This is a genomic window from Chitinophaga oryziterrae, from assembly GCF_009758125.1.
In the GTDB taxonomy this organism is placed as follows: domain Bacteria; phylum Bacteroidota; class Bacteroidia; order Chitinophagales; family Chitinophagaceae; genus Chitinophaga; species Chitinophaga oryziterrae.
Genome location: NZ_WRXO01000011.1, coordinates 60,206 through 84,688, shown reverse-complemented (window position 1 = coordinate 84,688; position 24,483 = coordinate 60,206). Strand labels below are relative to the sequence as shown.

At 43.2% G+C, this 24,483-nt stretch carries 19 protein-coding genes; 9 read left to right on the top strand and 10 right to left on the bottom strand.

Annotated features, from left to right (window positions below):
• From GO495_RS27620 to GO495_RS27600, 5 genes are all read left to right on the top strand, one after another.
• Complete coding sequence (locus GO495_RS27620; protein ID WP_157303185.1) at window positions 1-1,311, top strand: DEAD/DEAH box helicase; 1,311 nt, start codon at window positions 1-3, stop codon at window positions 1,309-1,311.
• A gap of 275 nt (window positions 1,312-1,586) precedes the next feature.
• Window positions 1,587-2,072, top strand: a complete 486-nt coding sequence (locus GO495_RS27615) for a response regulator (protein WP_157303184.1) — start codon at window positions 1,587-1,589, stop codon at window positions 2,070-2,072.
• Window positions 2,073-2,150: 78 nt separating this feature from the next.
• A complete protein-coding gene (locus GO495_RS27610) occupies window positions 2,151-3,326 on the top strand; it encodes a glycosyltransferase family 4 protein (RefSeq protein ID WP_157303183.1) in 1,176 nt (391 codons plus the stop codon).
• A 332-nt stretch (window positions 3,327-3,658) separates the two neighbouring features.
• Window positions 3,659-5,017 carry a sigma-54-dependent transcriptional regulator gene (locus GO495_RS27605; RefSeq protein WP_157303182.1) on the top strand — a complete coding sequence of 453 codons (1,359 nt, stop codon included), beginning with the start codon at window positions 3,659-3,661 and terminating at the stop codon, window positions 5,015-5,017.
• A 91-nt stretch (window positions 5,018-5,108) separates the two neighbouring features.
• Window positions 5,109-5,387, top strand: a complete 279-nt coding sequence (locus tag GO495_RS27600; protein ID WP_157303181.1) for a hypothetical protein — start codon at window positions 5,109-5,111, stop codon at window positions 5,385-5,387.
• A gap of 68 nt (window positions 5,388-5,455) precedes the next feature.
• On the opposite strand, the gene GO495_RS27595 is transcribed toward GO495_RS27600, so the two are convergent.
• The 4 genes from GO495_RS27595 to GO495_RS27580 all read right to left on the bottom strand — a co-directional run bounded on the left by GO495_RS27595 (window position 5,456) and on the right by GO495_RS27580 (window position 7,457).
• Window positions 5,456-5,911: a PA2169 family four-helix-bundle protein gene (locus GO495_RS27595; RefSeq protein ID WP_157303180.1), complete on the bottom strand. Its 456-nt coding sequence runs from the start codon at window positions 5,909-5,911 to the stop codon at window positions 5,456-5,458.
• 178 nt (window positions 5,912-6,089) lie between these two features.
• Window positions 6,090-6,536, bottom strand: coding sequence for a nuclear transport factor 2 family protein (locus GO495_RS27590; RefSeq protein ID WP_157303179.1), 447 nt, complete (start codon window positions 6,534-6,536; stop codon window positions 6,090-6,092).
• 90 nt (window positions 6,537-6,626) lie between these two features.
• Entirely contained in the window at window positions 6,627-6,893 is a 267-nt protein-coding gene (locus GO495_RS27585) for a hypothetical protein (protein WP_157303178.1), read from the bottom strand.
• A gap of 72 nt (window positions 6,894-6,965) precedes the next feature.
• Window positions 6,966-7,457 (bottom strand): DUF4251 domain-containing protein, encoded by a 492-nt coding sequence (locus tag GO495_RS27580; protein ID WP_157303177.1) that lies wholly within the window; start codon window positions 7,455-7,457, stop codon window positions 6,966-6,968.
• A 212-nt stretch (window positions 7,458-7,669) separates the two neighbouring features.
• Here GO495_RS27580 and GO495_RS27575 point away from each other — a divergent pair, with 212 nt between their 5' ends.
• Window positions 7,670-9,016, top strand: a complete 1,347-nt coding sequence (locus tag GO495_RS27575; RefSeq protein WP_157303176.1) for a sensor histidine kinase — start codon at window positions 7,670-7,672, stop codon at window positions 9,014-9,016.
• A gap of 70 nt (window positions 9,017-9,086) precedes the next feature.
• On the opposite strand, the gene GO495_RS27570 is transcribed toward GO495_RS27575, so the two are convergent.
• The 3 genes from GO495_RS27570 to GO495_RS27560 form a co-directional block, all read right to left on the bottom strand.
• Complete coding sequence (locus tag GO495_RS27570; protein ID WP_157303175.1) at window positions 9,087-10,484, bottom strand: SusD/RagB family nutrient-binding outer membrane lipoprotein; 1,398 nt, start codon at window positions 10,482-10,484, stop codon at window positions 9,087-9,089.
• A gap of 4 nt (window positions 10,485-10,488) precedes the next feature.
• On the bottom strand, window positions 10,489-13,611 hold the full coding sequence (locus GO495_RS27565; RefSeq protein ID WP_157303174.1) for a SusC/RagA family TonB-linked outer membrane protein: 3,123 nt from the start codon (window positions 13,609-13,611) through the stop codon (window positions 10,489-10,491).
• A gap of 208 nt (window positions 13,612-13,819) precedes the next feature.
• Window positions 13,820-15,292, bottom strand: coding sequence for an OmpA family protein (locus GO495_RS27560; RefSeq protein WP_157303173.1), 1,473 nt, complete (start codon window positions 15,290-15,292; stop codon window positions 13,820-13,822).
• Window positions 15,293-15,359: 67 nt separating this feature from the next.
• Between GO495_RS27560 and GO495_RS27555 the strand changes: the two genes are divergently transcribed.
• The 3 genes from GO495_RS27555 (at window position 15,360) to GO495_RS27545 (ending at window position 19,029) form a co-directional block, all read left to right on the top strand.
• Window positions 15,360-15,722 carry a DUF1304 domain-containing protein gene (locus GO495_RS27555; RefSeq protein WP_157303172.1) on the top strand — a complete coding sequence of 121 codons (363 nt, stop codon included), beginning with the start codon at window positions 15,360-15,362 and terminating at the stop codon, window positions 15,720-15,722.
• 191 nt (window positions 15,723-15,913) lie between these two features.
• Window positions 15,914-18,121, top strand: a complete 2,208-nt coding sequence (locus tag GO495_RS27550) for a peptidase domain-containing ABC transporter (protein WP_338075477.1) — start codon at window positions 15,914-15,916, stop codon at window positions 18,119-18,121.
• A 5-nt stretch (window positions 18,122-18,126) separates the two neighbouring features.
• On the top strand, window positions 18,127-19,029 hold the full coding sequence (locus GO495_RS27545) for a putative HlyD family type I secretion protein (RefSeq protein ID WP_157303171.1): 903 nt from the start codon (window positions 18,127-18,129) through the stop codon (window positions 19,027-19,029).
• Window positions 19,030-19,031: 2 nt separating this feature from the next.
• On the opposite strand, the gene GO495_RS27540 is transcribed toward GO495_RS27545, so the two are convergent.
• The 3 genes from GO495_RS27540 to GO495_RS27530 are packed head-to-tail and all read right to left on the bottom strand — an operon-like array spanning window position 19,032 to window position 24,478.
• Complete coding sequence (locus GO495_RS27540; protein WP_157303170.1) at window positions 19,032-20,108, bottom strand: hypothetical protein; 1,077 nt, start codon at window positions 20,106-20,108, stop codon at window positions 19,032-19,034.
• A 24-nt stretch (window positions 20,109-20,132) separates the two neighbouring features.
• Complete coding sequence (locus GO495_RS27535) at window positions 20,133-21,326, bottom strand: lanthionine synthetase LanC family protein (protein ID WP_157303169.1); 1,194 nt, start codon at window positions 21,324-21,326, stop codon at window positions 20,133-20,135.
• Window positions 21,323-24,478 (bottom strand): lantibiotic dehydratase, encoded by a 3,156-nt coding sequence (locus GO495_RS27530; RefSeq protein ID WP_157303168.1) that lies wholly within the window; start codon window positions 24,476-24,478, stop codon window positions 21,323-21,325. The genes GO495_RS27535 and GO495_RS27530 overlap by 4 nt, the downstream gene beginning before the upstream one ends.
• Window positions 24,479-24,483 lie beyond the last annotated feature (5 nt).

The following is a 24,483-nucleotide window of genomic DNA, read 5'->3' as shown; positions in this document are numbered from 1 at the left end:
TTGTATTTTGATGAATTTGACCTGGATGACCGGGTACTGGATGGCATAGACGCCATGGGCTATACAACAGCTACACCTGTTCAGCAAGAAGTAATACCCCCTATTATAGCAGGTAGAGATATCTTAGCCTGCGCCCAGACAGGCACTGGTAAAACAGCGGCCTTCCTGTTGCCAATTATACACCGGTTAATTACTGAGCCTCATGAAGCGCATAAGATCAACTCACTGATTATTGTGCCTACCCGTGAACTGGCAGTACAGATAGCGCAAACGCTTGAAGGAATGTCTTATTTCACGAACGTGAGTTCTATTGCCGTTTACGGTGGTAGCAACGGCGCTCTTTTCTCCGCAGAAAAGAAAGCCCTCTCTTCTGGTGTAGACATGGTTATTTGTACGCCTGGCCGTATGATAGCCCATCTCAACATGGGATACGTAAAGCTGGATTCCGTAAAGTACCTGGTACTGGATGAGGCAGACCGTATGCTGGATATGGGTTTCAACGATGATATCATAAAGATCACTTCCTTTTTGCCCAAGCAAAGGCAAAACCTGCTGTTCTCTGCTACCATGCCGAATAAGATCCGCGCATTGGCAATGAAGATCCTGCATAACCCGGAAGAGATCAATATCGCTATTTCCAAGCCGCCCGAGAAGATTGTACAGGAAGCCTTTGTTGTGTTCGAAGAACAGAAGATCCCCCTGATCAAACATATCCTGCAGCAAAAGGAATTTGGCAGTATTATCGTTTTCTGCTCCCGTAAGCAGAATGTGAAGCAACTGGCCCATGAACTGCAGCGTGCAAAGTTTTCTGTAGAAGAGATCCATTCTGATCTTGAGCAGGAAAAGCGCGAACAGGTGCTGATGGACTTTAAGAACAAGAAACTGAAAATGCTGGTGGCGACGGATATCCTGAGCCGTGGTATAGATATAGAAGATATAGACCTGGTGATCAACTACGATGTACCGAATGATGCGGAAGATTATATTCACCGTATCGGGCGTACAGCGAGAGCGGCTACAGATGGTACTGCTTATACTATCATCAGCGAGAAGGAACAGCGCAAATTTGCCCGCATTGAAGAGGTACTGGGACAACCGGTTACCAAAGCAGTAGTACCGGCACAATTAGGCCCTGTACCGGAATATACGCCTAAGTCCCAGCGTGGTGGTGGTGGTGGCGGTGGTGGAAACCGTGGAGGATATGGCAAGAAACGTCCTTCCGGTGGACAAGGACATGGCGGCGGTAACCGGAATGGCGGTGGTGGAAACCGGAATAGCAGCCCCAGAAGAAGCGGGAAGCCCCAGCAATAATTATAACTTACATCGTATTATATCATAGTAAGCCGGAGGATAACCGATCTCTTCCGGCATCGTTTTTTATATACATCCCGTAACCGGTCTCTTCCTGTCTTATTTTCCTCTACTAAATCGTATTACCACCCTAATCCTTTCCATTTTCTGGAATTATTTCCTGAATATAGACCCTTTTCCAACTATGCCAAAACAGAAACCCTTTACCAGCAAGGGTTTAACGCGTTCCCACAATGTGGCACTTAAATGGATTCTATACTATCAAACCGCAGCATATGGCTAACAAGTTTGAAAGCAAAGTATACGTGGTGGATGATGATCCATTTTGCCTGGCAACATACGACAAGCACCTGAGAGCGCAGGGATATAATAACATCACCAGCTTTTCATCAGGACAGGATTTTCTACAAAAGCTTTCAGACGAACCGGACATTGTACTGCTGGACCACGACCTGGGAGATATGACGGGATTGGAACTATTAACAGAGATAAAGAATTTCAACAGCAACATATTTGTCATTTTCGCCAGCGCAAGGCAACAGCATGATATTGCAGCCGCATCCCTCAAAAACGGAGCCTTTGACTATATCATAAAAGATGATAATGTTTTAGAACACATAACGCTCACATTAAACAAATTATTTGTGGTACAAGATTATCTAAAGAAGAAAAAACGTAATAACCGCTTCTTCTTTTTCTTTAGCCTGGCGGTAGCGGTTTCCATGATTATCAGTTTCTTTTACGAGACATTCCGAAAGTAATAACGGCTTTACTAATACCTACAACGATCAGTTAGTTCTATTTATCCCTGTACCTGTTTTACTTTAAATACGCATTTTATGAAGATCATTGCCATTCATTTACATAACGACAGGAGCGGCAGTACCATGGTATTCCGCCAGTCACTGGAAGCATTATCTGATAAAAGTATTAAGATCCACCTTATCACTAACAATACGAAAGATAATACACAGGGGTTTCTTACAGATATACCCGGAGTAGAATATCATTATATAAATTACACAGAACGGGGGGACAAATGGCGCACACTCTTCAGTTTCCTGCTGGCACAGCTGCTGATTTTTGTTAAGATCGTGAAGCTGTATGAACCGGAAGACAAGGTGTATATCAATACACTGCAGCCTTTTGGAGCAGCACTTGCCGGCAGGCTGAAGCAGGCGCCGATTATTTATCACATTCACGAAACAGCTGTACAACCAGCGATGTTACGTGGATTCATGACCAAAACCGCACAGCGGTATGCCACACACGTAGTATTTGCATCGCGCTTTGTACAGTCGCAGTTTGCATTCCCGATGTCGGAAAAACATGTAGTACATAGTTGTCTTCCGGAATCGTTTTTACATGACGCCATAATCAATGCCAACAGAGGAGTACGTAAGACAGCTTTAATGGTCGCAGACCTGGACAAAGAGAACGGTGTTCCCGAATTGCTGGAGCTGGCAGCAACAATGCCCAGGATGAAGTTTGAACTGGTGCTGAATGCGACCAACACGGAGATAAAACGGTACATGAGTCCGTTCTATATTCCGGACAACGTAACAGTGTTTGATGCACAGATTGATATGCATCCTTTTTACCAGCGTGCCGTAGTAGTATTAAATCTTTCACAGAGTCATTTAGAACAGGAAACTTTCGACATCAGCATCTTACAGGCCATGAGCTACGGCAGGCCGGTAATAGTACCGCTGGCTGGCGGCGCCAATGAACTGGTAGCACACGGATGGAATGGTTACCGCATCAGCGGGCATTACATAGAACAGGTACGCAAACATGTAGAACAGTTATTAAGCAACAAACCTTTATATGCAGATATGAGTTGTGCTGCCCAGCTTGTTGCTTCTCAATTCAAACCACAACTTTTCAGACAGCAGGTAGAAGATATTTTTCTGGAAGGCACCTTATTCACCGCCACTAAGAGACCGGAATTTCATTCTGAGGTATTATTATACCCCGCTGCCCTGCAGGAATATATTAACAGTGCAATGAACTAAGATATTAATGTGATTGTCCAACTCGTGAGTGCATCATCCCGGCCCCTGGTGAAATTGAAAGAAACGTTTGAACAGGGGTCCGGTGATGAAAAATTAAAAAGATTGTCTATTCAACTTATTGTGGATTAAGAGAGCATCATCCCGGCCCCCGGTGAAATTGAGGGAGACACTTTGGAAGGGGGTTCGGTGATGTATGGAACAGTGAACAAATGAAATTATTAAGTCAACCGAGGAGCTATCAACCCACCCCCTGTGACGCAGTAAATGAAGATATTGGATAGGGGGTCAGGGTATGATTGGAAAATTTCCTAATTTAACGGAAAATTCCATGAATGCTCGATTTTAAGATATTCATTGTTGAAGACGATAAATGGTACGGAGGATTACTTCATCACTACCTCAGCCAGAATCCTGATTACGAAGTAACACTTATAGAATCGGGTAAGGAATGCCTCGCACAACTCCATCGCAAACCAGACTTAGTCACTATAGATTTCGGACTGCCAGACATGAACGGCGAAGAGCTGTTTAAGAAAATCAGGCAGGCGCTGCCCAATATCCCGGTTATTATTATCAGTGCCCAGGAAAAAATCACCACTGCCGTAGACCTTCTCAAAATGGGCGTGGAAGATTACCTTGTAAAAGCTGAAAACACACAGCAGCTACTCTGGAATGCCATTATCAGGCTCCGCGAGAAGCAATCCCTCAAAAATGAGATCTCCGAATTAAAAGCTGAACTTAAAACCAAATACGACTATTCCAGGTCTATTATTGGGAATAGTCCTGCATTACAGGCTGTTTTCAGGCTGATAGACAAAGCAGCTGGTTCCCTTATCAATGTATCTGTTTCCGGAGAAACAGGCACAGGAAAGGAACTGGTAGCCAAGGCGGTTCATTATAATTCCAATCGTAGCAGTCAGCCTTTCGTTGCCGTGAATATGGCCGCTATACCAAAGGAACTGGTGGAAAGTGAATTGTTCGGTTACGAGAAAGGCGCCTTTACCGGTGCACAGAACCGTAAATCAGGAAGGTTTGAGGAAGCGAACGGCGGGACACTGTTTCTGGATGAGATCGGAGAAATGGACCTTAATATTCAGAGTAAATTGTTGCGTGTACTCCAGGAAAAGGAATTAACCAGACTGGGCGGCACCAGTAAAATAAAACTCGATTTCCGTTTAGTAGTAGCTACGCATAAAAACATGGCGGAAGAGGTGAAAAAGGGCAACTTCCGGGAAGACCTTTACTATCGTATCGTTGGTTTACCGATCACACTTCCTCCATTACGGGAACGTAAAGAAGATATTCTCCTGCTTACACAGCATTTCCTGGCAGGCTATTCCAAAGAGAACGGGGTAGCGGAAATTAAGATCTCTCCTGCTTCCAGGGAAAAGCTGCTGAGCTATTCATATCCGGGTAATATACGCGAGTTGAAATCTGTGGTAGAGCTGGCAGCTGTGATGTCTGAAAATAACCTGATCGAACCTGATGATATTACTTTCCTCTCCGGAAATACCAATGACGTAAACGCGGTACTCAATTCTGAATTAACCTTGCGCGAATATACCCGGCTGATAATCCGTAATTACCTGAAACGTTATGATGATAACGTGTTGTTAGTAGCAGAGAAACTGGATATAGGCAAATCTACTATTTACAAAATGTTACAGACCGGTGAGATTGAAGGCGCTTAACATATGATAACTGATGAAGCAACAGCATAACTTATATTCATATCAGTACCTCTTCAAAATATCGAGTACAAGCCCCGTGTTCATTAAAAAAATGATCACATTATTTCTGAATTCACTGGCTGAATATATCAGTGATCTTGAAAGATTAACTACTACAAAAGAGATTACTGATCTGCAGAAGATCATTCATAAATTAAAGCCAAGTGTATTAAGTCTGGAAATACAGGGTGCGAAAGAAGTTATAGCATTGATCGATGATACAAAGAAATGGGATGATGCTGTGCAGGCGGGAGTGGAAAGATTGCTCCATACTTTTAAGCGGATACAACCTATGATGCAGCACGATCTGGAGTTTTTCGGGGAAGAATAAAAATAATGCGGTCGGGTAACTTAATAGTTATCCGACCGCAAGCAAAGATTGAATATTTCAATCCAGGGTTATTTTGTTGCATCACGCAAAGCCTTCACTTTATCATGTGAACGCTTCAAAGATTGTTGTTGTTCAGATACCATTTCATGCAGGTATGCCGGCAAATCTTCATCAGCTAATGCTTCCCTGTAAGCTTTCTGGGTAGCATCTTCACCTGCTTCGCAATTGGCTAAAAGAGTGTGACGGTCATGACCCGTAAATATTGCTTTCACATCCATCCAGGCACGATAAATTTTACCACTGGTAGTTGTAGAACTATCCATTTCACCACCTAATGCATTTACTTCTGTCCCCAGCGTCATCCGAATTTCGTGACTTTCATTGATCATAGATGAAAAGAGCGCTTTCAGATCTGCATCTTCAGCTTTGGTTTCATGAAGTGCCTTTTCATAACCTTCAATACGATCATTATTGATCTGTATCAGATCATTCAGAATTTCGATTGTTTCAATTGTTGCTTGCATAAAAATCGTTTTTGTTTGGTTAACAGATTAAGTATTTAAAACTCACCGTTATCCAATACACCGGAAAAACTATGCCACAACACATTATCACGCCGGTAAGGAACTATTTAGATCTGTAACGTAGAAATGCAGGTAGTGGAATCATCACTATGGGTAAATATGAATACGTGCTCAGGCGCTATTTAGCAGGTGCAGGAGGCGTAACATGTACTGCCTGTCTGGCCAGTAATTTCCACATATTCCCTTCTTTTACCCATACGGTCAGCACATGCAAATGCACTTCCGCAGGTTTCCCATTATCATTAGTAGCAGCATTTAAGTTATGCCTTACAATAGCAGTGTTCCCTGTAACGGCTACTGTCTGATCTGCCAGTTCTATTGTTACAAAATCAGATCTTCCGCTGACGATATTATCAACAAAGGTTTCTTTGTTTTCTATTTTACCGCCGGAATGTCCGTAACTAAGTTTCGTATCGGCCAGTTTTTCCAGGGTAGCTTTATCAGCATCTACCATTGCCTTACGCAATGATTCTACGGAAGCAATAACAGCTTTTTCATCTTTTGATTGGGCAAAGGAAATTGTTGACATGGTGCAAAATGCAATGAGTAGCAGATAAAGTTTCATAACGGATTAAGTTGTGTTTTAAAGATAATAAAAAAAATCCGGCTCTGCCAATAGACTGAGCCGGATTAAAGAAGAGTTGAAGAATATATCTTAGTTCAATGAATTTTCATTATTCCGCATGAACGCAGAGAATGCCTCGCGTGTCCATTGATTATAATCTTCAAAATTGATTCCCAGGCGTTCATCACGCTCTATTTCCTTACTTTCACGACTATCCCAGTAACCTTTCGCAAGGGATTCTACATTTGTTTCTGTTTCAACCGTAGCAACACCGTAATCCACCGGATAACTTCTGTAATTGCCCATGGCCAGTTCCTGTATTGATTGCTTCACACTTTCTATGTTATTCTTAGACATGGTTTAATTGTTTGGTTCAACGGTATAAAGACAACAATTGTTCCTTTATGCCATCACCCAAACAATTTTAACTTATCTTTTGGATTTCTTCTCGTCCACATAACCACTGAAAGAAATAGGCTGGCGATTGTTGCCAATCACCTGCAGTGAAGCGAATCCCGTCTCTGAGACAGTTAATACCATCTGGGAGGCATCCTGGGTATCCTGTGGTTTAATCAGTATATCCCATCCCCCCTTTTTACGTTTTGTTTCTTTATACTCAAATTTGGTAGATGTGAACTGAATGCCACCTTTTGTGGGATCCATAGGTGCAACATAAGCCCGCCCGAAATAAGGCAGATAGCTAACTATGGTATCCGGTGAGACACGCAGATCATAGCCGTAATTCAACTGCCGGTTGGGAACAGCGCCGCTGGGCATTACGGTTTCTGCTTTAAAAACATAATTACGGGCAGTAATCGCTTTTTCTATAATCTCTTTTTTTAAATCGTCCTTTTTTTGTGCGTGTAATGCATTAGAAAACAACACTATTAATAGTGAGAGCCCAACACTTATATTTTTCATAAAAGTATTTTAGATAAAACTGCTAATATCATTCCACAATTTGTAGAATAAGAAAGAAAAATGAACCTATCTTTGGCGCGGGACAATATATATAAAGAAATATAGGCATAGTTACATAATCTTGTATGTATCACATATTTGTGTTATAAATTTTTCTCTAATAAACGGGGAACTTTGCCTAACTTAAGATCAGCAACTAATAAAGACCAAATTTGCATAGGGTTCTGCGTATACTTACCAATTACTGGGAAAGTCTTGTTGGCGATCCAGCGACATTTTCACTGGAGCACAGGGCATTTAATTCCATCAGTGTCATCACCATGGCATTGCTTGCTATATTACTACCCTTCAATATAATACTGGGGCTTACAATGGTTTCTATCATTGTGGCTGCATTAATGGTGTTACAGCTGTTTTTCTTTTATCTTTCCCGGCACAGACATATTTATGGCATCAGCATGCTCGTTTATGTGATAGTGAGTTATGTTACACTGATAGCTACTTATTACCTCAACTCCGGCAGTCATGGCCCTGCCCTCTTATTGTTCTTCCTTACTTTTAACCTGTTGATCGCATTTAGTCCGAGGAACCGGCACTGGATATGGGCCTGTTTACACGTACTGCTGCCTATGATACTGCTCACCAGGGAGTACCTGCATCCATCATGGATAAAGGACAATTACATGAGCGCGGAGAACAGGTATATAGACATCTTGTCCAGTTACGTGATCACCTTAGTATGTACCTATCTCATTACTAACTATCTACGCAATAATTATGACAGGGAAAAGCGCAATGCAGAAGAAAGGGCGGATAAAATTGATAAACAGAACGTCAACCTGGAACAACTGAACCAGAAAAAGGATAAGCTGTTCTCGATTATTGCCCATGATCTGCAAAGCCCTCTCAACTCTATTATTACCACCCTGCACCTGATTGCGGAATATGATCTGAAAGAAGACGAAAAGAAAATGCTGGGGGATGAACTGCTCACCCTTACCAAGAATACTTCCAATATGCTTACCAATCTCCTTACCTGGTCCAAAATGCAGATGGATGGCAGAGGAGTACGCTTATCTGATGTACATGTGTATGATGTGGTAGAAAGGGTATTGTCTATTCAAAAGATACTGGCGGATAAGAAGTCTGTCAGCCTTATTTCAAGGGTAGATCCCTCTGTGTATGTGACAGCAGACAATAATATGCTGGAACTGATCATCCGTAACCTGGTGAATAATGCAATTAAGTTTACGCCTACCGGCGGACAGGTAAGTATCAGCCTTGAGCTTACAGATACCCATTGCCAGGTGATGGTGACAGATAATGGGATTGGGATCGACCCGGGACAGAAAGAGGAGATTTTCTCTTTGAGAACGCAATCTACTTATGGTACTAATAATGAGAAAGGCATAGGCCTGGGGCTGGTGTTGTGCAGGGAACTGCTGGCCTTGCAGGATGGAGAGCTTTGGTATGAGAGTACTCCGGGCCAGGGTACGACGTTTTATGCGAGTATACCCATTACAGAAACAGCAGCCAATAACGGACGGTTATCAGCCTAAGTACGCGGTTAATATGCTTCAGATATGAAGGAGATATGAAGCCGACTCTTACGAGCCGGCTTTATATTTGTTATTTATCCCACCATAATTTATCGGCCAGCGAACCTATTACGGGTACATTCTCTCCATTACGACTGGTCTCAGAAGTAGGATACCCTGATCTTCTGATAAATGTATTCAACAATGCATGCTGTGGCAATGCGAAGTCTTTGTATTGATAATCAAAGCGTCTTGCATCTGTCCACGTCTCTGGCTGCAGGAACGTAGCCACGTATTTCTCCTTGAATAACAATGCCTTTGTAAAATTTGCAACACCTGCTGCTACTACCGGATTGGTCAGATACGCATCCCTGTCGGCAGCAGGTATCCCCATCTTATTCATGTTGGCGGCGATACCATCCAGGTATGCCTGATAGGAAGCTGCCTTATCTGTACTGAAATAAGCCTCAGATTCGATGAATTTCAGCTCTGCATAGGTAACCAATAACAAAGGGGCTCCGGGGGCAGAATAGTACCCTTTAAGCGATAAATAACATTGCCCTGTATCCGTACCTGATCCTACCCTGCCGGCCCCATTCACTGTACCCCGGTAATCACCGTATTTCGTGGTATCGGTAATATGTGGTAAACGAGGGTCAAAGACCCCGTAAGTGGTGCCATTCAGTGCATTTACAAAAGTAGCACTCAGCCAGCCGTCCAGGTTAGCGCTGGCATTCCTGGCCGCTACGCTATCCCAGGGACTTAAATTTTCAAAGCGGGTCACCTGGGCATCATTTGCATTAGACGTATAGGCATGACTTAATGCTTCCAGTACGGCACCGGGGTTATAATCCGGTTGCTTGCTTACCCTGTTCAGCAACCTGGCTTTCAATGCATAAGCCGTAGCAATCCATGCTGCTTTGTTACCGGCATGGATCAGGTCATTACCGGCATCCAGTTTTACCTGCGGATCTGCCTGGTTAAAAGCTGCGATACCCGCATCCAGTAAAGTAAGACACGTATCATACACATTCCTTGCACTGTCATACTCAGGCTTAAAAATGGTTTTATTCCATGCCTGGGAATAAGGCACATCTCCAAAGATATCTATCAGCATACTGACATTAAATGCTTCCAGCACTTTAGCCACTCCTATATGCTCATATGCCTTTTTCTCTATTGCCAGCGCTTCCATCTGACGGATATCTTCCACTGCCAGGTAAAGTGTTCTCCAGGTACCGCTCCTGTCCACATCATCATAAATATCAGAACCACTGGCTACATTAGGTGAAGCCAGCTGTTGTACGTAATAAGATGCAATATATCCTGTGTAAAAAACATTCTTACCCGTTTCGTAAGTGGTAGCGGCCAGTAAACCATTAATAGGCGGTTTATCCGTGAGATTGGGATTGCTTTGGTTTACATCCAGGTATCCTTTTTTACAGGCTGGAATTAAAAACAATAATATGATCAGATATATATTTCTCATGAGCTTAGAATTGAAGGTTTACACTAAATAAATAGCTTTTGGTAGCCGGATAGGTAAACCCGGAAAAACTGTCTGAAGCGTTACTGCCGGCAGATGTGGAGCTGGTCTCGGGATCAAAGCCGGTATATTTGGTATGCAGCCACAGGTTATTACCGGTGAAGGATACAGAAGCGCCACTGATGACCTTCGTGGGATTCAGCCAGGCAACGGGCAATGCATAAGACAATGACAAAGAACGGAGTCTTACCCAGGACGCATTCTCTACAAAGTTCTCACTGGCCCCGCGGTAATAATTCCTGTAAAAGCCTACCCCGTAATCTACGCCATCGGGCCCTTTGCCCTGCCCCAGGTAAACGGCTTTGGTATTAGGTGTACCATCTGCCAGTACTCCTTTGAATACGATTGTCTGGTCCCTGTTTTCTGTAATCTTTGATTTTCCGAAAGCAGCCAGAAAATTCGATAGCTGGTTGTATTTATACTGTCCCTGGCGCACATCTATCAGCACGGATAAGGACAGCTGTTTATAACGGAAAGTCTGTAAAGTACTGCCTATCCATTTGGGCAGTGTACTGCCCAGGTATCTTTGTACGGAAGCGCTTTCCAGTACAGGGAAACCATTAGCGCCTATCACTACCGGCAGATCCCTTCTCAGCGTTACCTTATCATCATCTGCACTGTTGGCGTAATAACGCAGGTAGTTACGGCCAAACAAAGAACCATAAGCCCTGCCCGGAACCAGCTTACTGGTAACACTGGAGCTGAGATACCCTGATTGTGTGGAGATCGCTATTTCTCCCAGGTCCTGGTTCAGGCGGATGACTTTGTTTTTGTTAGTTGAAAAGTTCATCCTGAAATCCCAGCTGAAATCTTTTGAACGTACAGGCGTAGCTGATAAGGTAACTTCCAGTCCTTTGTTTTCCATTTCCCCTGCGTTTACATATGCTCTGTCAAAACCGGTGGTATTGGATACAGCAACAGGAATGATCAGGTCTTTACTCTTTTGTTTGTAGGCAGCGAGTTCCAGTCCTACCCTGTTATCCAGGAATCTTAATTCTGTACCTATTTCTGTTGTCTGGGTAAATTCTGGTCTTAATACCGGGTTACCCAGGGTCCTGCTTTGATAGAATGGAATAGAGGAGCCGATGGAATTACCTGCTGAGTAACCGTTCGTAATAGCATAAGGATCTCCGTCCTTACCTATCTTCGCATAGGAGAATTTGAACTTACCATATGTCCACCAGGAAGGTAATTTAAACTGGTCGCTGAAGATGTAGCTTACACTTACGGAAGGGTAAAAATAACTGCGGTTATCTGTGGATAAGGTGGACGTGAGATCGTTCCTGCCGGTGAGTTCCAGGAAGAGGTAGTTGTTCAATCCTAAGGTAAGGTCTGCGAAATATCCGTAGTTCCTGTAGTCGTAAATGTAAGACTCTCCTCTTATGCGTTTTGCATTACCCAGCAGGAAAAGATCAGGTACTACCAGCGTATCTCCTTCTACGCTGTTGCGACGTAGTTTCTGATCACGCAGGTCGTGGCCCAGTTTCAGGTCTATGCTGAATCTATCTTTGATAGTATGGGTGATGTTGGCCATAAATGTAGAGGTGATAATACGACTGCGGAGATTGTATTCATCTACGAAACCATACCCGTTATCATCCAGGTTCACGGCCTCTCCTACTAATCCCAATGGCCCGGGCGCATGATGCGTTCTGCCATCTGTATAAAAGTCATTACCGAAGCGATAAGAGAAATTCAGCCATTTGGCGGGTGCATATCTGATAAAGGCGCTGGCGATAGTACGGTTCACGTTATCCCTGAATTTATTTGAATACAGTGTGTACATAGGGTTATTGGTGCCACTGCTGTAAGTTTGTTGTGTATTGTCAGCTTTCAGGTAGTCCTTCATATCCCATCTGGGCGACCAGTATATAATCTGCTCTCCATATCGGTCTGCATTAATCCTGTTACCTCCTGAGTTGATGTAATTTAAAGAAGCCCCCGCGCTGATCTTTTCGCTGATCTTAAACTGGGCATTCACACGGGCGTTATAACTGGTATATGTACTGAAAGGGATCACTCCCTGCTGATCTGCATACGAAAAAGAACCTATTACCTGCGCCTTTTCTGTTCCACCGCTTACATTGACGGTGTGCCGGGTTTGCGTACCTGTCTTAAATGCCCGTTTATAGTTGTTGTACAGCTCTGCCGGGTGAGTAGCATCCAGCGCCTTTGCTTCTGCCACGGTGGGCCCCCAGGATGGCCAGAAGCTGGCAGGATCATATACGCCCAGGTATCCCTGGGAGAATCGGTCTTGTACATCGGGTATTTTATTTACTTTGTCGAAGCCATACATCCCGCTGTAACTAACCTGTAGCTTGCCCGCCTTCGCGGTCTTCGTAGTAACGATGATTGCCCCATTGGCGGCTCTGATACCATATAATGCGGTAGCGGCGCCTCCTCTCAGTACAGACACACTTTCAATATCATCCGGATTGATATCAGCAGCGCGATTGCTCATCCCTCTTGTTTCGGAGCCACCGGTAGTGTAAGTGCTGTTATCGATCTCTACCCCATCTACAATAAACAGCGGCTGATTATTTCTGTCGGCCAGTGAATTGATCCCTCTTATAATAATCCTTGATCCCTGACCCGGACCTCCACCGGCACTGGATATCTGCACACCCGCCACCTTTCCCTGTAATGCATTCACTACATTCGACTGATGATTAATGTTGAGGTCTTTACTATCTACCTGTTGTACCGTATATCCCAGTGAGCGTTTCTCTTTTTTAACACCAAATGCGGTGACCACCACTTCATTCAGATCTCTCAGAGGCATTACTACATTCAATGTAGTCTGATCTCCTACGGGCAGTTGTTGTGTGGTGTAACTTACAAAAGAAAATACGAGAGTAGCGTTATCTCCGCTCAGGGTAATTTCGTAATTACCCGAAGCATCGGTAAATGCATGATTCTGGGTTCCTTTCTCAATAATGACAACTCTTTCCAGTGGTTGTTTGTTATCCGCACCTGACACCGTTCCGCGTATCACTCTATTCTTCTGAGCATATACGGATGAGCAGGTAACTAACAATAACATGACCACCAGCCATGTAGAAATTTTCATAAGCTGCTTAGTTTAATTTATAAAAAATGAGATGTACCTATTGCCACATGAGCAGGAGGATTTTGGTCGTTTAGCAAAAATGGTCCCTTGATAATTATAGAATAAATGCACAGGTTATTATGCATCGAATACAGATAAAAATAACAAATGATTAATTGTTACGCAAGTAAATGTTATATCTGTTTAATTTTAATCTAATAACTCATACTTAATCCGCACTATGGAAGATTATTATTTCGACACGCCGGTTCTTTTTTCGACCCGCTGGCGTACGGTTATCCGCTACCGGTAAGGTTTCCCCGGCACCTGTGATTTGCCGGATATCGTTACCTAATCCTGATTGCTCCATGTAGGCAGCTACAGCTTTTGCACGTTTTAAAGAAAGCGTGTAGTTATAATTGTCATCCCCTTCACTGTCAGTATATCCTGTTACCTGTAACTGTACACTACCGTCACGGGGAATTTTTCTGATAAGACTATCCAGTGCACCATATAATGCTGTATTTAGTTCACTGCTGTTAAAACGGAAGAGAATATCAGGGATAATGAGTGTATCTGGTCTGGGAATAATTTTAGGTTTGATGATGGTGTCTTTCGGATGACAAAGAATCATTTCTATACGGTTATTATCGCCATTGGTAGTGTCATAACGAGGTTGCATTTTACCCATTCCTTTGATATCAAAATCTTCAAAGCTGTAGCCTTCATTATATACCAGGTAACTGGCCAACGCCTTTGCTTTATCATAAGAAATGATCTTGTTATATTCTTCCGATGCAGCCTGCCAGGAATGCCCTATCAATTGAATATGACCTTTGCGGTTGTTCTTCAATACATCTTCTATCTGCTTACTGTAGATTTTATTGATCGTAGTACGGTCCGGAGAAAAAAGGTCGTCTTTTAAAATGACAGTATCACAGTCGCCCTTTAGCTGATGCAGAATTTGTTTACCGGAGGGCGTAACATATGTTTCCGGGATGGTATGCCGGTGATGTTCTGCATAAAGAAAGCGATGGATGCTGTCGGCCTCTTTGCAGAGTGTTGCGGTTTCTTCTAAAGGTGTGATACTGATACTGTCTATGAACAACTGCGCATTGCTGTATAATGCATATCCTTCTTTTTTCTGCGGTGCTTTAAAATTACCGATAATGATATGCGTTGTCCTTTGTGTAGCTACATAGGTTTTTTCCAGTATGTACCAGGGATGATTCAAACGCCATAACTTCTTCTGCTGATCCACTTCGTTTAATTCCAGACTGGCAGGCACTGATAAACAACCTGCATTCTCTGTGAAGATAAATGCGGTATCGAAACGGATAGCGGCCCGCAATGGGTAGTTGTCCGTATTAATATACATACGTACACGGTAAGTCGTGCCCTTTTCCATAGGGCATAATAAACGGGTCTGGATATACACCCTGCTATCGGGGTTATCACGGCCCTCCAGTAACAGGGAAACGTGATGCTGCCCCTGCAGGGCAGTACCATTACACAGGTATTTCATCTTTATCACCTCCGGCGCCACCGCCACCCAGGCACTTGGTGCACAGGGAGCAACATACTCCGTACAGATGTTCACGTCCTCAAAAGAGGGATTAGGTACCAGGTTCTGCGCCGGTAAATGTAGTGTACAGCAACAAAGCAGCATCAGCACGATGCTTTTAATAACATAGGTAAACATGTACGTGGAATTATTTAATATCTTCGCCCTCTATCGAATACCGAACCCGATACTAAATTTACTACATATGTTGCTCTTAATTAAATTTCTGATAGGATTCTGCGCTTTGGAACACTTATATATCCTCTGGCTGGAAATGTTTGCCTGGACTACCAGGGCTCCCAGGGTATTCAAACAGCTGCCAGCACACCTGTTCCCCCCTACTAAAACCCTTGCCGCTAACCAGGGATTGTATAATGGCTTCCTCTCCGCCGGGTTGATATGGTCTTTTTTTATCCATGACCAGGACTGGGCCTTCAACATAGCCACATTTTTCCTGGCCTGTATAGCTGTAGCAGGCATTTATGGTGCCTTTACCGCTGGTAAAAGGATCTTTTTCGTACAGGCAGCACCGGCTATTATTACCCTGTTACTCATCTACCTCTATTGATAATAAACTGCTGAAAAGAATGTGATTTATTTTGATCAAAGAGTAATTTTTGGTGTTTTGCGGGGGGCGCCCTGCACCCAAAAATCAAACTGAGTCACTCCCAAAAAAACACTTTGAAATTGCTGATTAATTACTATCTTATATTTCCTTCGGGATACCATTGTAGATAACCATTTAAATTGTTAATCGTTGTGAGTAAACCATTCCCTATTTACAGACAGTTGGACCAAATGGATTGCGGCCCCACCTGTTTAAGGATGATCGCTAAATATTATGGGAAGCACTATTCGTTACAAACCTTACGTGAAAGCTCATATATCACCAGAGAAGGGGTAAACCTGAAAGGAATCAGTGAAGCTGCCGGTAAAATAGGGTTCCGTACACTCGGTGTCAGGCTTACCTTCGAACAATTGGATGAAGAAGCCACACTCCCCTGTATCCTGCACTGGAAACAGAATCACTTTGTAGTACTGGTCCCGCAGAATTACGACAGGAATAAAAAGAATGGTAAGATCTTAATTGCGGACCCTGCCCACGGCATGGTAAAAGTGAGTAAGGAAACATTCCTTAAGTTATGGATCAGTACCGAGGATAAATGTGGTATCGCCCTTTTTATGGAGCCGGCTCCTATCTTCTATGATACGGAAGATGAGAAAAAAGATAAAAAAGGATTCTCCTTCCTCTTCCGCTACTTAAAACCTTACAAAAAATACATCTCGCAGTTATTCCTCGGAATGTTTGTAGGAAGTATCCTTTCTCTCATAGCGCCCTTCTTAACCCAAAGCCTGGTAGACTATGGGATCAACCGGCAGAACATGGGATTCATTACCCTGATGCTGGTATCACAACTGGCATTATTCTTTGGCACTACAGCCATAGAAATGATCAGGGGCTGGCTGTTACTGCACATGAGTACACGGATCAACATCTCCATTATCTCGGACTTCCTCATCAAGCTGATGAAATTACCCATCCGCTTTTTCGATACAAAAATGCTGGGAGATATTACACAGCGTATCTCTGACCATACACGTATAGAACAATTCCTTACCAGTACTTCCCTGAATACATTATTCTCTTTGGTAAACCTGGTGGTTTTTTCTGTTGTACTTGGTATCTACAGTGGACCAATACTGGCTGTATTCATTATGGGTTCCGGACTTTCGATAGGATGGATATTGTTTTTTCTGAAGAAAAGAAGAGAACTTAATTATGCCCGTTTTCAGCAGATGAGTGACAACCAGAACAGCCTTTTTGAGATCATCACCGGCATGCAGGACATTAAGATGAGCGGCAGTGAAACGACCTACCGCTGGGGATGGGAAAGAATCCAGGCTAAACTGTTCAAGATAAGTGTGAAGAGCCTGAGCCTGGCACAATATCAAAGCATAGGTTCTACCTTCTTTACACAACTGAAGAACATACTGGCCTCTTACATTGCTGCCAGAGAAGTATTGAATGGACAGATCACCTTAGGTATGATGCTGAGTGTATCGTATATCATCGGGCAAATGAATTCCCCTATTGAACAACTGCTTACGTTTTTCCAGAGTGCGCAGGATGCTAAAATAAGCCTGGAACGGCTGAGTGAAATACATTTAAGGGATGATGAAGAAAAAGAGAATGAGTTAACTCCTGATGAAGAACTGGAATTAGCGGAAGATAAAGGACTGGTACTGGAAAATGTTTCTTTTCAGTATGCAGGCCCCACCTCTCCTATGGTTTTGAATAATATCAATCTCACGATCCCCTTTGGGAAAGTAACAGCTATTGTAGGTGCAAGTGGCAGTGGTAAAACAACGCTGATGAAGTTGCTGCTCAAATTTTACGAGCCGGTAAACGGGAAGATCTATTTAGGATCTACGCCTCTTGGTATTGTTTCCGCCAGATGGTGGAGACAACATTGCGGTGTGGTAATGGCAGATGGGTATATCTTCTCCAATACCATTGCGCAGAATATTTCCGTACAGGAAGAAACAGACCGGCAAAAACTGCTCTCTGCTGTAAAGATGGCAAATATAGAATCCTTCATTAATGAAATGCCATTAGGATTTTCGACGAAGATCGGTAATACCGGCAACGGAATCAGCTCCGGGCAACGGCAGCGTATATTGATCGCACGTGCCATCTACAAAGAACCAAAATTTATCTTTTTAGATGAGGCCACCAGTACCCTGGATGCTAATAATGAAAAAGTAATTATACAAAACCTGGAACAGTTCTTCAACGATCGTACTGTAGTTGTCATTGCACATCGCCTGAGTACCGTAAAACATGCGGACCAGATAGTAGTAATGGAAAATGGGAAGATAGTAGAGTTAGGTGATCATAAGAGCCTTACTGCCTTAAAAGGGAAATATTACGAGCTGGTGAAAAACCAGTTGGAACTAGGAAATTAATATTTATGCCACAGTTCATTGATCATCATAGCGGAGAAATACAAGACATCATCGGACGTATCCCTTCCTGGGTGGCCCGTAGAGGCACTACCGTGATTGCCTGCCTGGTATTATTATTATTACTGGGCGCCTGGCTGATCCGCTATCCGGATGTGGTACGCCTGCCATTAACACTATCTCCTTCCGTGAATATCATTGCACAGAGCAATGGCAGGGTTACAGCAATAAAGAATAATCAACTTGTAAAGGAGCAGGAGATAGTTGGAATAATTGATAATCCGGCTAAAACAGCCGATATACAGTATTTACAACAACTCGTTACACGTATTGATACATCTACTTATCTACCTCAGATAAATTGCCCGGATAATCTGCAGGCAGGTATGTTACAGGGGGATTATAAGGGGTTATTAAGAGCGATACACGATTCCAGAAATGTTATTGAAGCTGCCCAAAAGTTAAAATCCGGGATAGCAGTCTGGGAGAAACAATATGTGCTGAAAGCACCGGTAAGTGGTAAGCTTCTGTATGTGAAATCATCTCCGGTTGTTACTGCCGGAGAACCGGTCTTTGTAATATTGCCGGAAATACAGACCGATGAGATCACATTAAAACTACCCTTACAAAATGCAGACAGGGTAAAAGTAGGACAGTCTGTCATTATCAAATTACGACAGTACCCATTTATGGAATATGGTATGTTACAGGCCAATGTAGAAAACATCAGCAGTTTTGCATTGGACAGCAATTACATTGTTCAGCTGAAACTGAAGAACGGATTCGTAAGTACAAAGAATAAAATACTGGAACAGCGTCCCGGCTCAACCGGTACAGCAGATATCATTACATCTGATAAAAGCATCCTGCAAAGGATCTTCAACGGTATTTATGGGCCACTTGAAAGATAAATTTAAAAAGAACCAGGGAAAGGAATCTTAATATCTCCTGAAGGGAAACTATTGTTGCTGATATTTTTTCTCAGGTTATCATAAATATTCAGCTTCTCATCCAGGTGATATTTTATCTTATCCAGCAATTCCTGTTTATCCCTGTAATTACTGTTCTCTATCAACTCATTTAAATCCTTAAACAGGGAAATCTTTAAAACATCGTACAACTGGCTCATAGGCTCTTTCATAAATGCGATGAATGCTTCCAGGAACTCATCATAGGCATCTGCCTGGTAGACTGTTTTAAGATAGATCCAGTTATATATGATCAGCCTGTCCGGATTGTCTACTTTAAAAGTGAGATCACCAAACATGTGAGGGAACAGATTAACTTTCCCGGAGAACTGTGATTCAAATTTAACCATATGAGATACCATCCCTCTGAAACATTCATAGGCATACCCTTCTCTTACGTAGGGTACCGTATCCCAATATGCTTCGTCTTTAAAAACACTTCCGTACAAAGTACCGGCTTCTCCATTCAGCAGGTAGTTGAGTAAATCTTTAGCCAGCAGGGAGCCATTCATCCAGTCGCCGCTACGGAACAATACCCTGGAAAGGTTCCTGTTCTGTTCAGCACTCCGGAAAAGCAGGGTATGTACCCCTTCCCTGATCAGGTAATCATTGAGGGCGATACATTCTATGCTGAAATCGAATGCCTTATCGAAGTTATTGATCTTATAATAGTACAATGCTTTTACAGAAAGTCCCCACTGTTTGGCGTAGATATATAAATTCCGTGAAAGTTCCTGTTCTATTATGTGTTCTACTTCTATATATTCCTGTAATGCACTTTCCGATTTATCGCGTGCCACATTACCGGCGATGATACCATATTTCCTTGTAAGCTTGTATACATTTTCCAGGTCTTCAGCCGTGCAGTTAAAACGGGAAATAACTTCTTTTTCCTGTAGAATGACCATAAGTTTATTATGATCATACAACATAGTGGACTCAGTTGTAGAGGCAGGGAACTTACTGAACTCATGTGATAATTTCTCTAAAAGAGTATGGGGGGATTCGATAACATTTTTCATAATCAGATTTAAAAAGGTGAGAACTCAGGCACATAGTATTAATGCATCTATAGGGGGTAAACTTCGATCTTTATATATCATGAGGGAAATGCCGATACCGATAATTCCCCATCCGAAAGAAACGTTCCATACGGGGCCGACATCCAGCAAACGGGTTTTGTACCCCGCAAACTCATTTTCATGAACAGCATAGGCCGGTATCTGTTCATACCAGTAATCAGCTGCTTCATCAAAACGGCTATCTCCTGATAAGCGGTACAGTTTTTCGTAAGTAGCTGCAAGTCCTGCTGCACCATAGATAATGCTGGCATCCAGGGTGAGTTTGTCCTTGCCGCTTCTCAGCAGGCAATCATCAAGTATTTCAGTTACAGCGGCAGACAGTGCTTCATCGTCAAGCACACCGGCGGCACGGAATAGGGCGTAACCAACGCCAAGGTCCCCATAACAAAGGGAGAACTGTTTTGGCTCTATGGGATCTCCAATGAAATTGGGGAACAATCCTTTGGAATTATTATACCAGCGTTGCTTTAATACAAAGTTCACGGCTTTCCGCAAAATCTCTTTGCAGGCTTCCTGCTCTATATTTTGTTCACAGGCATTTGCTAAAAATGAGATCACCAGGCAGGAACCATGAGAGATACCCAGGTACACCCGTTGGAATAAGGAAGGAGACGACCAGTAATAATCGCCATCTTCATCCTTTATTGCCTGTTCTTTAATGCCATGCACGAGTATGGATAGCTGCTCACTTACGCTGGGTTCATTTTTAAGACGGCTGAGATAGTAGAAGCCGGCAGCCATAGCCCCGCTGTTGATATCAAAATCCCCTATGGAAATCTTGCTTTGCATCAGTCCGGAAAGTGTTTTATCGAGGTCCTGCAGGTATTCCTGTGTATCCATATCCAGGAAGTTCTGCAGCTTGCTGAATTCCAGGAACCGACCAATATGTGCCAGGTGGCTATCCAGCGAATCAGAAGCATACAGACGTTTGAAATTGGGGAGGTCCAAAGCGGACAGTCCTTTTACCAGGTACTCTTCCGCTTTACCATAATACCTTTCATCTCCCGTATATTTTGCATAATAACAGTAATACAGGGACAATCCCAGTAAACCGATCTCATAGGAAGCGCTGTGGATAAACTCTTCCTTATCTTCCAGGGCTGCAGTGATGTTACTGATCTGGGTTTCAATGGTGGATGCTATTGTTACGTCACTCATAGCGTTATTTTATTTTCTGTTTGCGTGGCGGCGTGTTTTTGCCGTGCTATCTGGGATTCATAATATTTATTCAGATAATGGTAAATCACCAGTTCATGATTTCTCTGACGGGAAATGAACAGGCGGTTCATGGTCATATGTATGTAACTGGGCAGAAGATTATTAAATACAGTTCCGGGGTTTGTTAATTTATGCTTCATCCTGGCTGTTTCAGCCTGGTTAAATACACTGCGTCTTTTGAAACAATCGAGTGCTTCAGCGATATCTGTCAGCTCATCTCCTTTAGTCAGGATTTCATTAATCTTTGCATAATGGCGTCTGTATTTATCATTTAACGAACGTTCCAGCCGGGTAGCATCTGTCTTATCATTATTACTGAACTCTTTGAAAAAGGAAGTACTGATGTCTTTTAATAAACGTTGTTTTTCGGACAAATTATATCCAAAGTCTTCCAGTAGCAGATCTATATTGTACAATCCTATCTGCCATCTCAGTTGTTCTCCTTCATCGCCGGAAATAAGATCGAGGAAGTCGGATATCGCTACGCTATCAGCAAAAAACAGCGCTTCGCTGTTGAGCATTGTTTCTTCCCCATACCGTTCTATTTCCCGTACATAAGTATCAACGAGGATTTTTGCTGCCTGCCCGCTTTCTATGAAAGGATTTATTTGGGGGGATAACAGTTCCAGCAGCCGCAGCCACAACGTTTCATTTTCCGAACGGTGGAACCTTACACGCAGATGCGCTTCGGGATCATTAAAGCGTATGAAGAACCACTGGTCGATGGCCTTTTCTTCTATCATCCTGGCCGCAAAGGGTTTTATGATTTCAACCAGAATGGCTTCCAGTGTTTTATTTCCACCGTAAATCTTTATGTATAACCACTCGCTGCCGGGAATAAAATGACGTGGCAGGTCTTTTGAAATAGATGGCATCGTAAAAGAGCGTCTGCCAAAGATGGGTTGCCGGGTCCCCATTGGAATAATGATTTCATTCTGATAACTTCCTGCTTCATCTTTGATAAAACAGTTTTCCGGCATGTGCAGGAATTCGTAGAGCATGATGTCTGATTTCCTGAGTTCATGCAATAAGTGAGATCTGCAAAACTCTGTCTCGAAATCTATGTACAGTTCATTATCCCCCTGGGCCAACACCACGAAACGGGGTATTCTCAGTTGCACTCTCTGTTCCTGTACGTATTTTTCTGTATCGGTATCGGCTGGTGCTTTTTTAAGCACCCACCTTGCGCGTTTCAGGATACAGTTGTTGTATTCCACACGGGGAGTATAAGCTTCTTCTCCATAAGGTCCCCAGCGCCAGAAGAATCCTCCTTTTGTGTGTTGCAGTTGTAAGTCAGATAAAAAGCGGTATACCGGTTGTCCCTGCCGGGTGTTATGCGCATTGGTCAGGTAAGGGATGATCTCCTTATTCAGCCTCGCTGAGCGCAATATCAGCCGTCCTTCTCTCATTGATACCATCAGATCATTGATATTGATCTGTTTATCCCCGTCTGCGCTGGATGAGCACAGGTAAGGAATTTCGTAATCCCTTAGCATGGGTCTCAATACAAGATTGGCATGATGCCCTTCCGGTACATGTACTATTTCTGCCAGGATCTTATCCGGATTTGCATTTTTCTCATCCAGGGTCGTTTGTGCCAGATACTCCCGGAGATCATCATCTCCATAAGCAAATCTCGTCATCAGTTTTGCAGCAAATGGCGCATGCAACTGAGTCGGAAAGAATTTATAGTTCAATTCGTCCAGCGCCTGTTCAGAAGAAGCGAGGATACTGCCAAAGATATATGTACTGGTGGACTGGAATGCGGAAGTTTTCTTTTCTTCCAGCAATGCCTGCATTTCATGCTCATGTATGTATACCACCTGTGCCCTGGTCTCTATCGCTTCTTTCATTTTCTCAATGGCCAGCTTTCCCCATCCATCCTCTTTCACGGCTTTCCCTTCCGGCACAGGTGTACGGATGGCAATACCATCCAGCAACGGCATATTTTCAACATTACCATTCTTTGCCAATCCGTATCCAATACCGGCACCCGGGTCCAGTGCCTGCATCAGTGGCACTTCCCGTTCCTCATACCTTGCAGCAAACCTTGTTCTGAAGTCCTCCAGGTCTGTTGGTGTAAAGGGCTGTGTAGCTGACATCAGTTTATAGGATGTATTGACGATATCTTCTATCACTTTACGATTCACATTCCTCGACTTCATATTGAAGAAGAGGTCTGTCTGGATAATCTCCAGCCCTTTCCCGGAAACGAGTTTACCTGCAATCGCTGTTGCCTGTTCCAATACGTCCAGACTCGCGTTTTTATCCTGTATCATATTATACGCAGTCTCCAGACTTTCTATCGTATGTGTAATACCGGTAGTCCCTTTCAGTCGCTCCAATAATCCGGCAGCAAAATCATCTCCGGTAACTGCCGGCTGAAATTCGCTCACCAGTACCTGGGCACTGATCAATCCTCTTACAAATGCCAGGATAGCTTCAGGAGCTACTCCATCCAGCAACACAGCAGCCGCCAGCTCATTGATCGTAGCGCCAGACTGCGCGCGTTCCAGTACGCTATCTATATAGGGAGAAACGGATAAAGCACTTAACGTGTAGTTCCTGCTGCCATTCACCAGTTTGTATTCTACATAGAGGTATTTCCCACCTAACTTATACAACGAGTTGTTAACAAAAAATTTGATTTGTGACTGCAGGGCTGGTATCTCTGAGAGGTTCTTTGCCAGCTCTATCACAAAACTCATATCAAAGCGGGAATGTTTCCTTACTTTATTATCTGCAAAACGGATATCCGTTTTATCGTTGTTTACAGTAGCGGACGTCACACCTGCGAATAAGCCATAAGGTGTACTACGTGTACACATCCTGGAATAGTACTTATGCAGGGAACGGAGCAGTTTATCGGTTTTTTTTGCGTTATCATTCTCCAGCCAGTCCTTTAGTGCGGCGTACAGATCTTTTGATGCTATGTAGATAGCCTGCTGAAATAGCGTATTGGAAAACATTTCCTTTAACGCTGCGCCCTTTTGTTCTGTTTCATTCAGTATGCTGTTCAGTTGCAGCAATGATTCTACTGGCAATACGGGGGTCCTTAAAAGACAATAGTCATATAGAAAATACTCTTTCATAATAC

Coding starts and splice junctions, on each gene's coding strand:
- GO495_RS27590 (WP_157303179.1), bottom strand. CDS start 6,536: ATGAAACTTTATCTGCTACTCATTGCATTTTGCACCATGTCAACAATT.
- GO495_RS27555 (WP_157303172.1), top strand. CDS start 15,360: ATGTTGCTCTTAATTAAATTTCTGATAGGATTCTGCGCTTTGGAACAC.
- GO495_RS27585 (WP_157303178.1), bottom strand. CDS start 6,893: ATGTCTAAGAATAACATAGAAAGTGTGAAGCAATCAATACAGGAACTG.
- GO495_RS27545 (WP_157303171.1), top strand. CDS start 18,127: ATGCCACAGTTCATTGATCATCATAGCGGAGAAATACAAGACATCATC.
- GO495_RS27560 (WP_157303173.1), bottom strand. CDS start 15,292: ATGTTTACCTATGTTATTAAAAGCATCGTGCTGATGCTGCTTTGTTGC.
- GO495_RS27565 (WP_157303174.1), bottom strand. CDS start 13,611: ATGAAAATTTCTACATGGCTGGTGGTCATGTTATTGTTAGTTACCTGC.
- GO495_RS27580 (WP_157303177.1), bottom strand. CDS start 7,457: ATGAAAAATATAAGTGTTGGGCTCTCACTATTAATAGTGTTGTTTTCT.
- GO495_RS27530 (WP_157303168.1), bottom strand. CDS start 24,478: ATGAAAGAGTATTTTCTATATGACTATTGTCTTTTAAGGACCCCCGTA.
- GO495_RS27570 (WP_157303175.1), bottom strand. CDS start 10,484: ATGAGAAATATATATCTGATCATATTATTGTTTTTAATTCCAGCCTGT.
- GO495_RS27610 (WP_157303183.1), top strand. CDS start 2,151: ATGAAGATCATTGCCATTCATTTACATAACGACAGGAGCGGCAGTACC.
- GO495_RS27535 (WP_157303169.1), bottom strand. CDS start 21,326: ATGAGTGACGTAACAATAGCATCCACCATTGAAACCCAGATCAGTAAC.
- GO495_RS27615 (WP_157303184.1), top strand. CDS start 1,587: ATGGCTAACAAGTTTGAAAGCAAAGTATACGTGGTGGATGATGATCCA.
- GO495_RS27595 (WP_157303180.1), bottom strand. CDS start 5,911: ATGCAAGCAACAATTGAAACAATCGAAATTCTGAATGATCTGATACAG.
- GO495_RS27600 (WP_157303181.1), top strand. CDS start 5,109: ATGATCACATTATTTCTGAATTCACTGGCTGAATATATCAGTGATCTT.
- GO495_RS27605 (WP_157303182.1), top strand. CDS start 3,659: ATGCTCGATTTTAAGATATTCATTGTTGAAGACGATAAATGGTACGGA.
- GO495_RS27540 (WP_157303170.1), bottom strand. CDS start 20,108: ATGAAAAATGTTATCGAATCCCCCCATACTCTTTTAGAGAAATTATCA.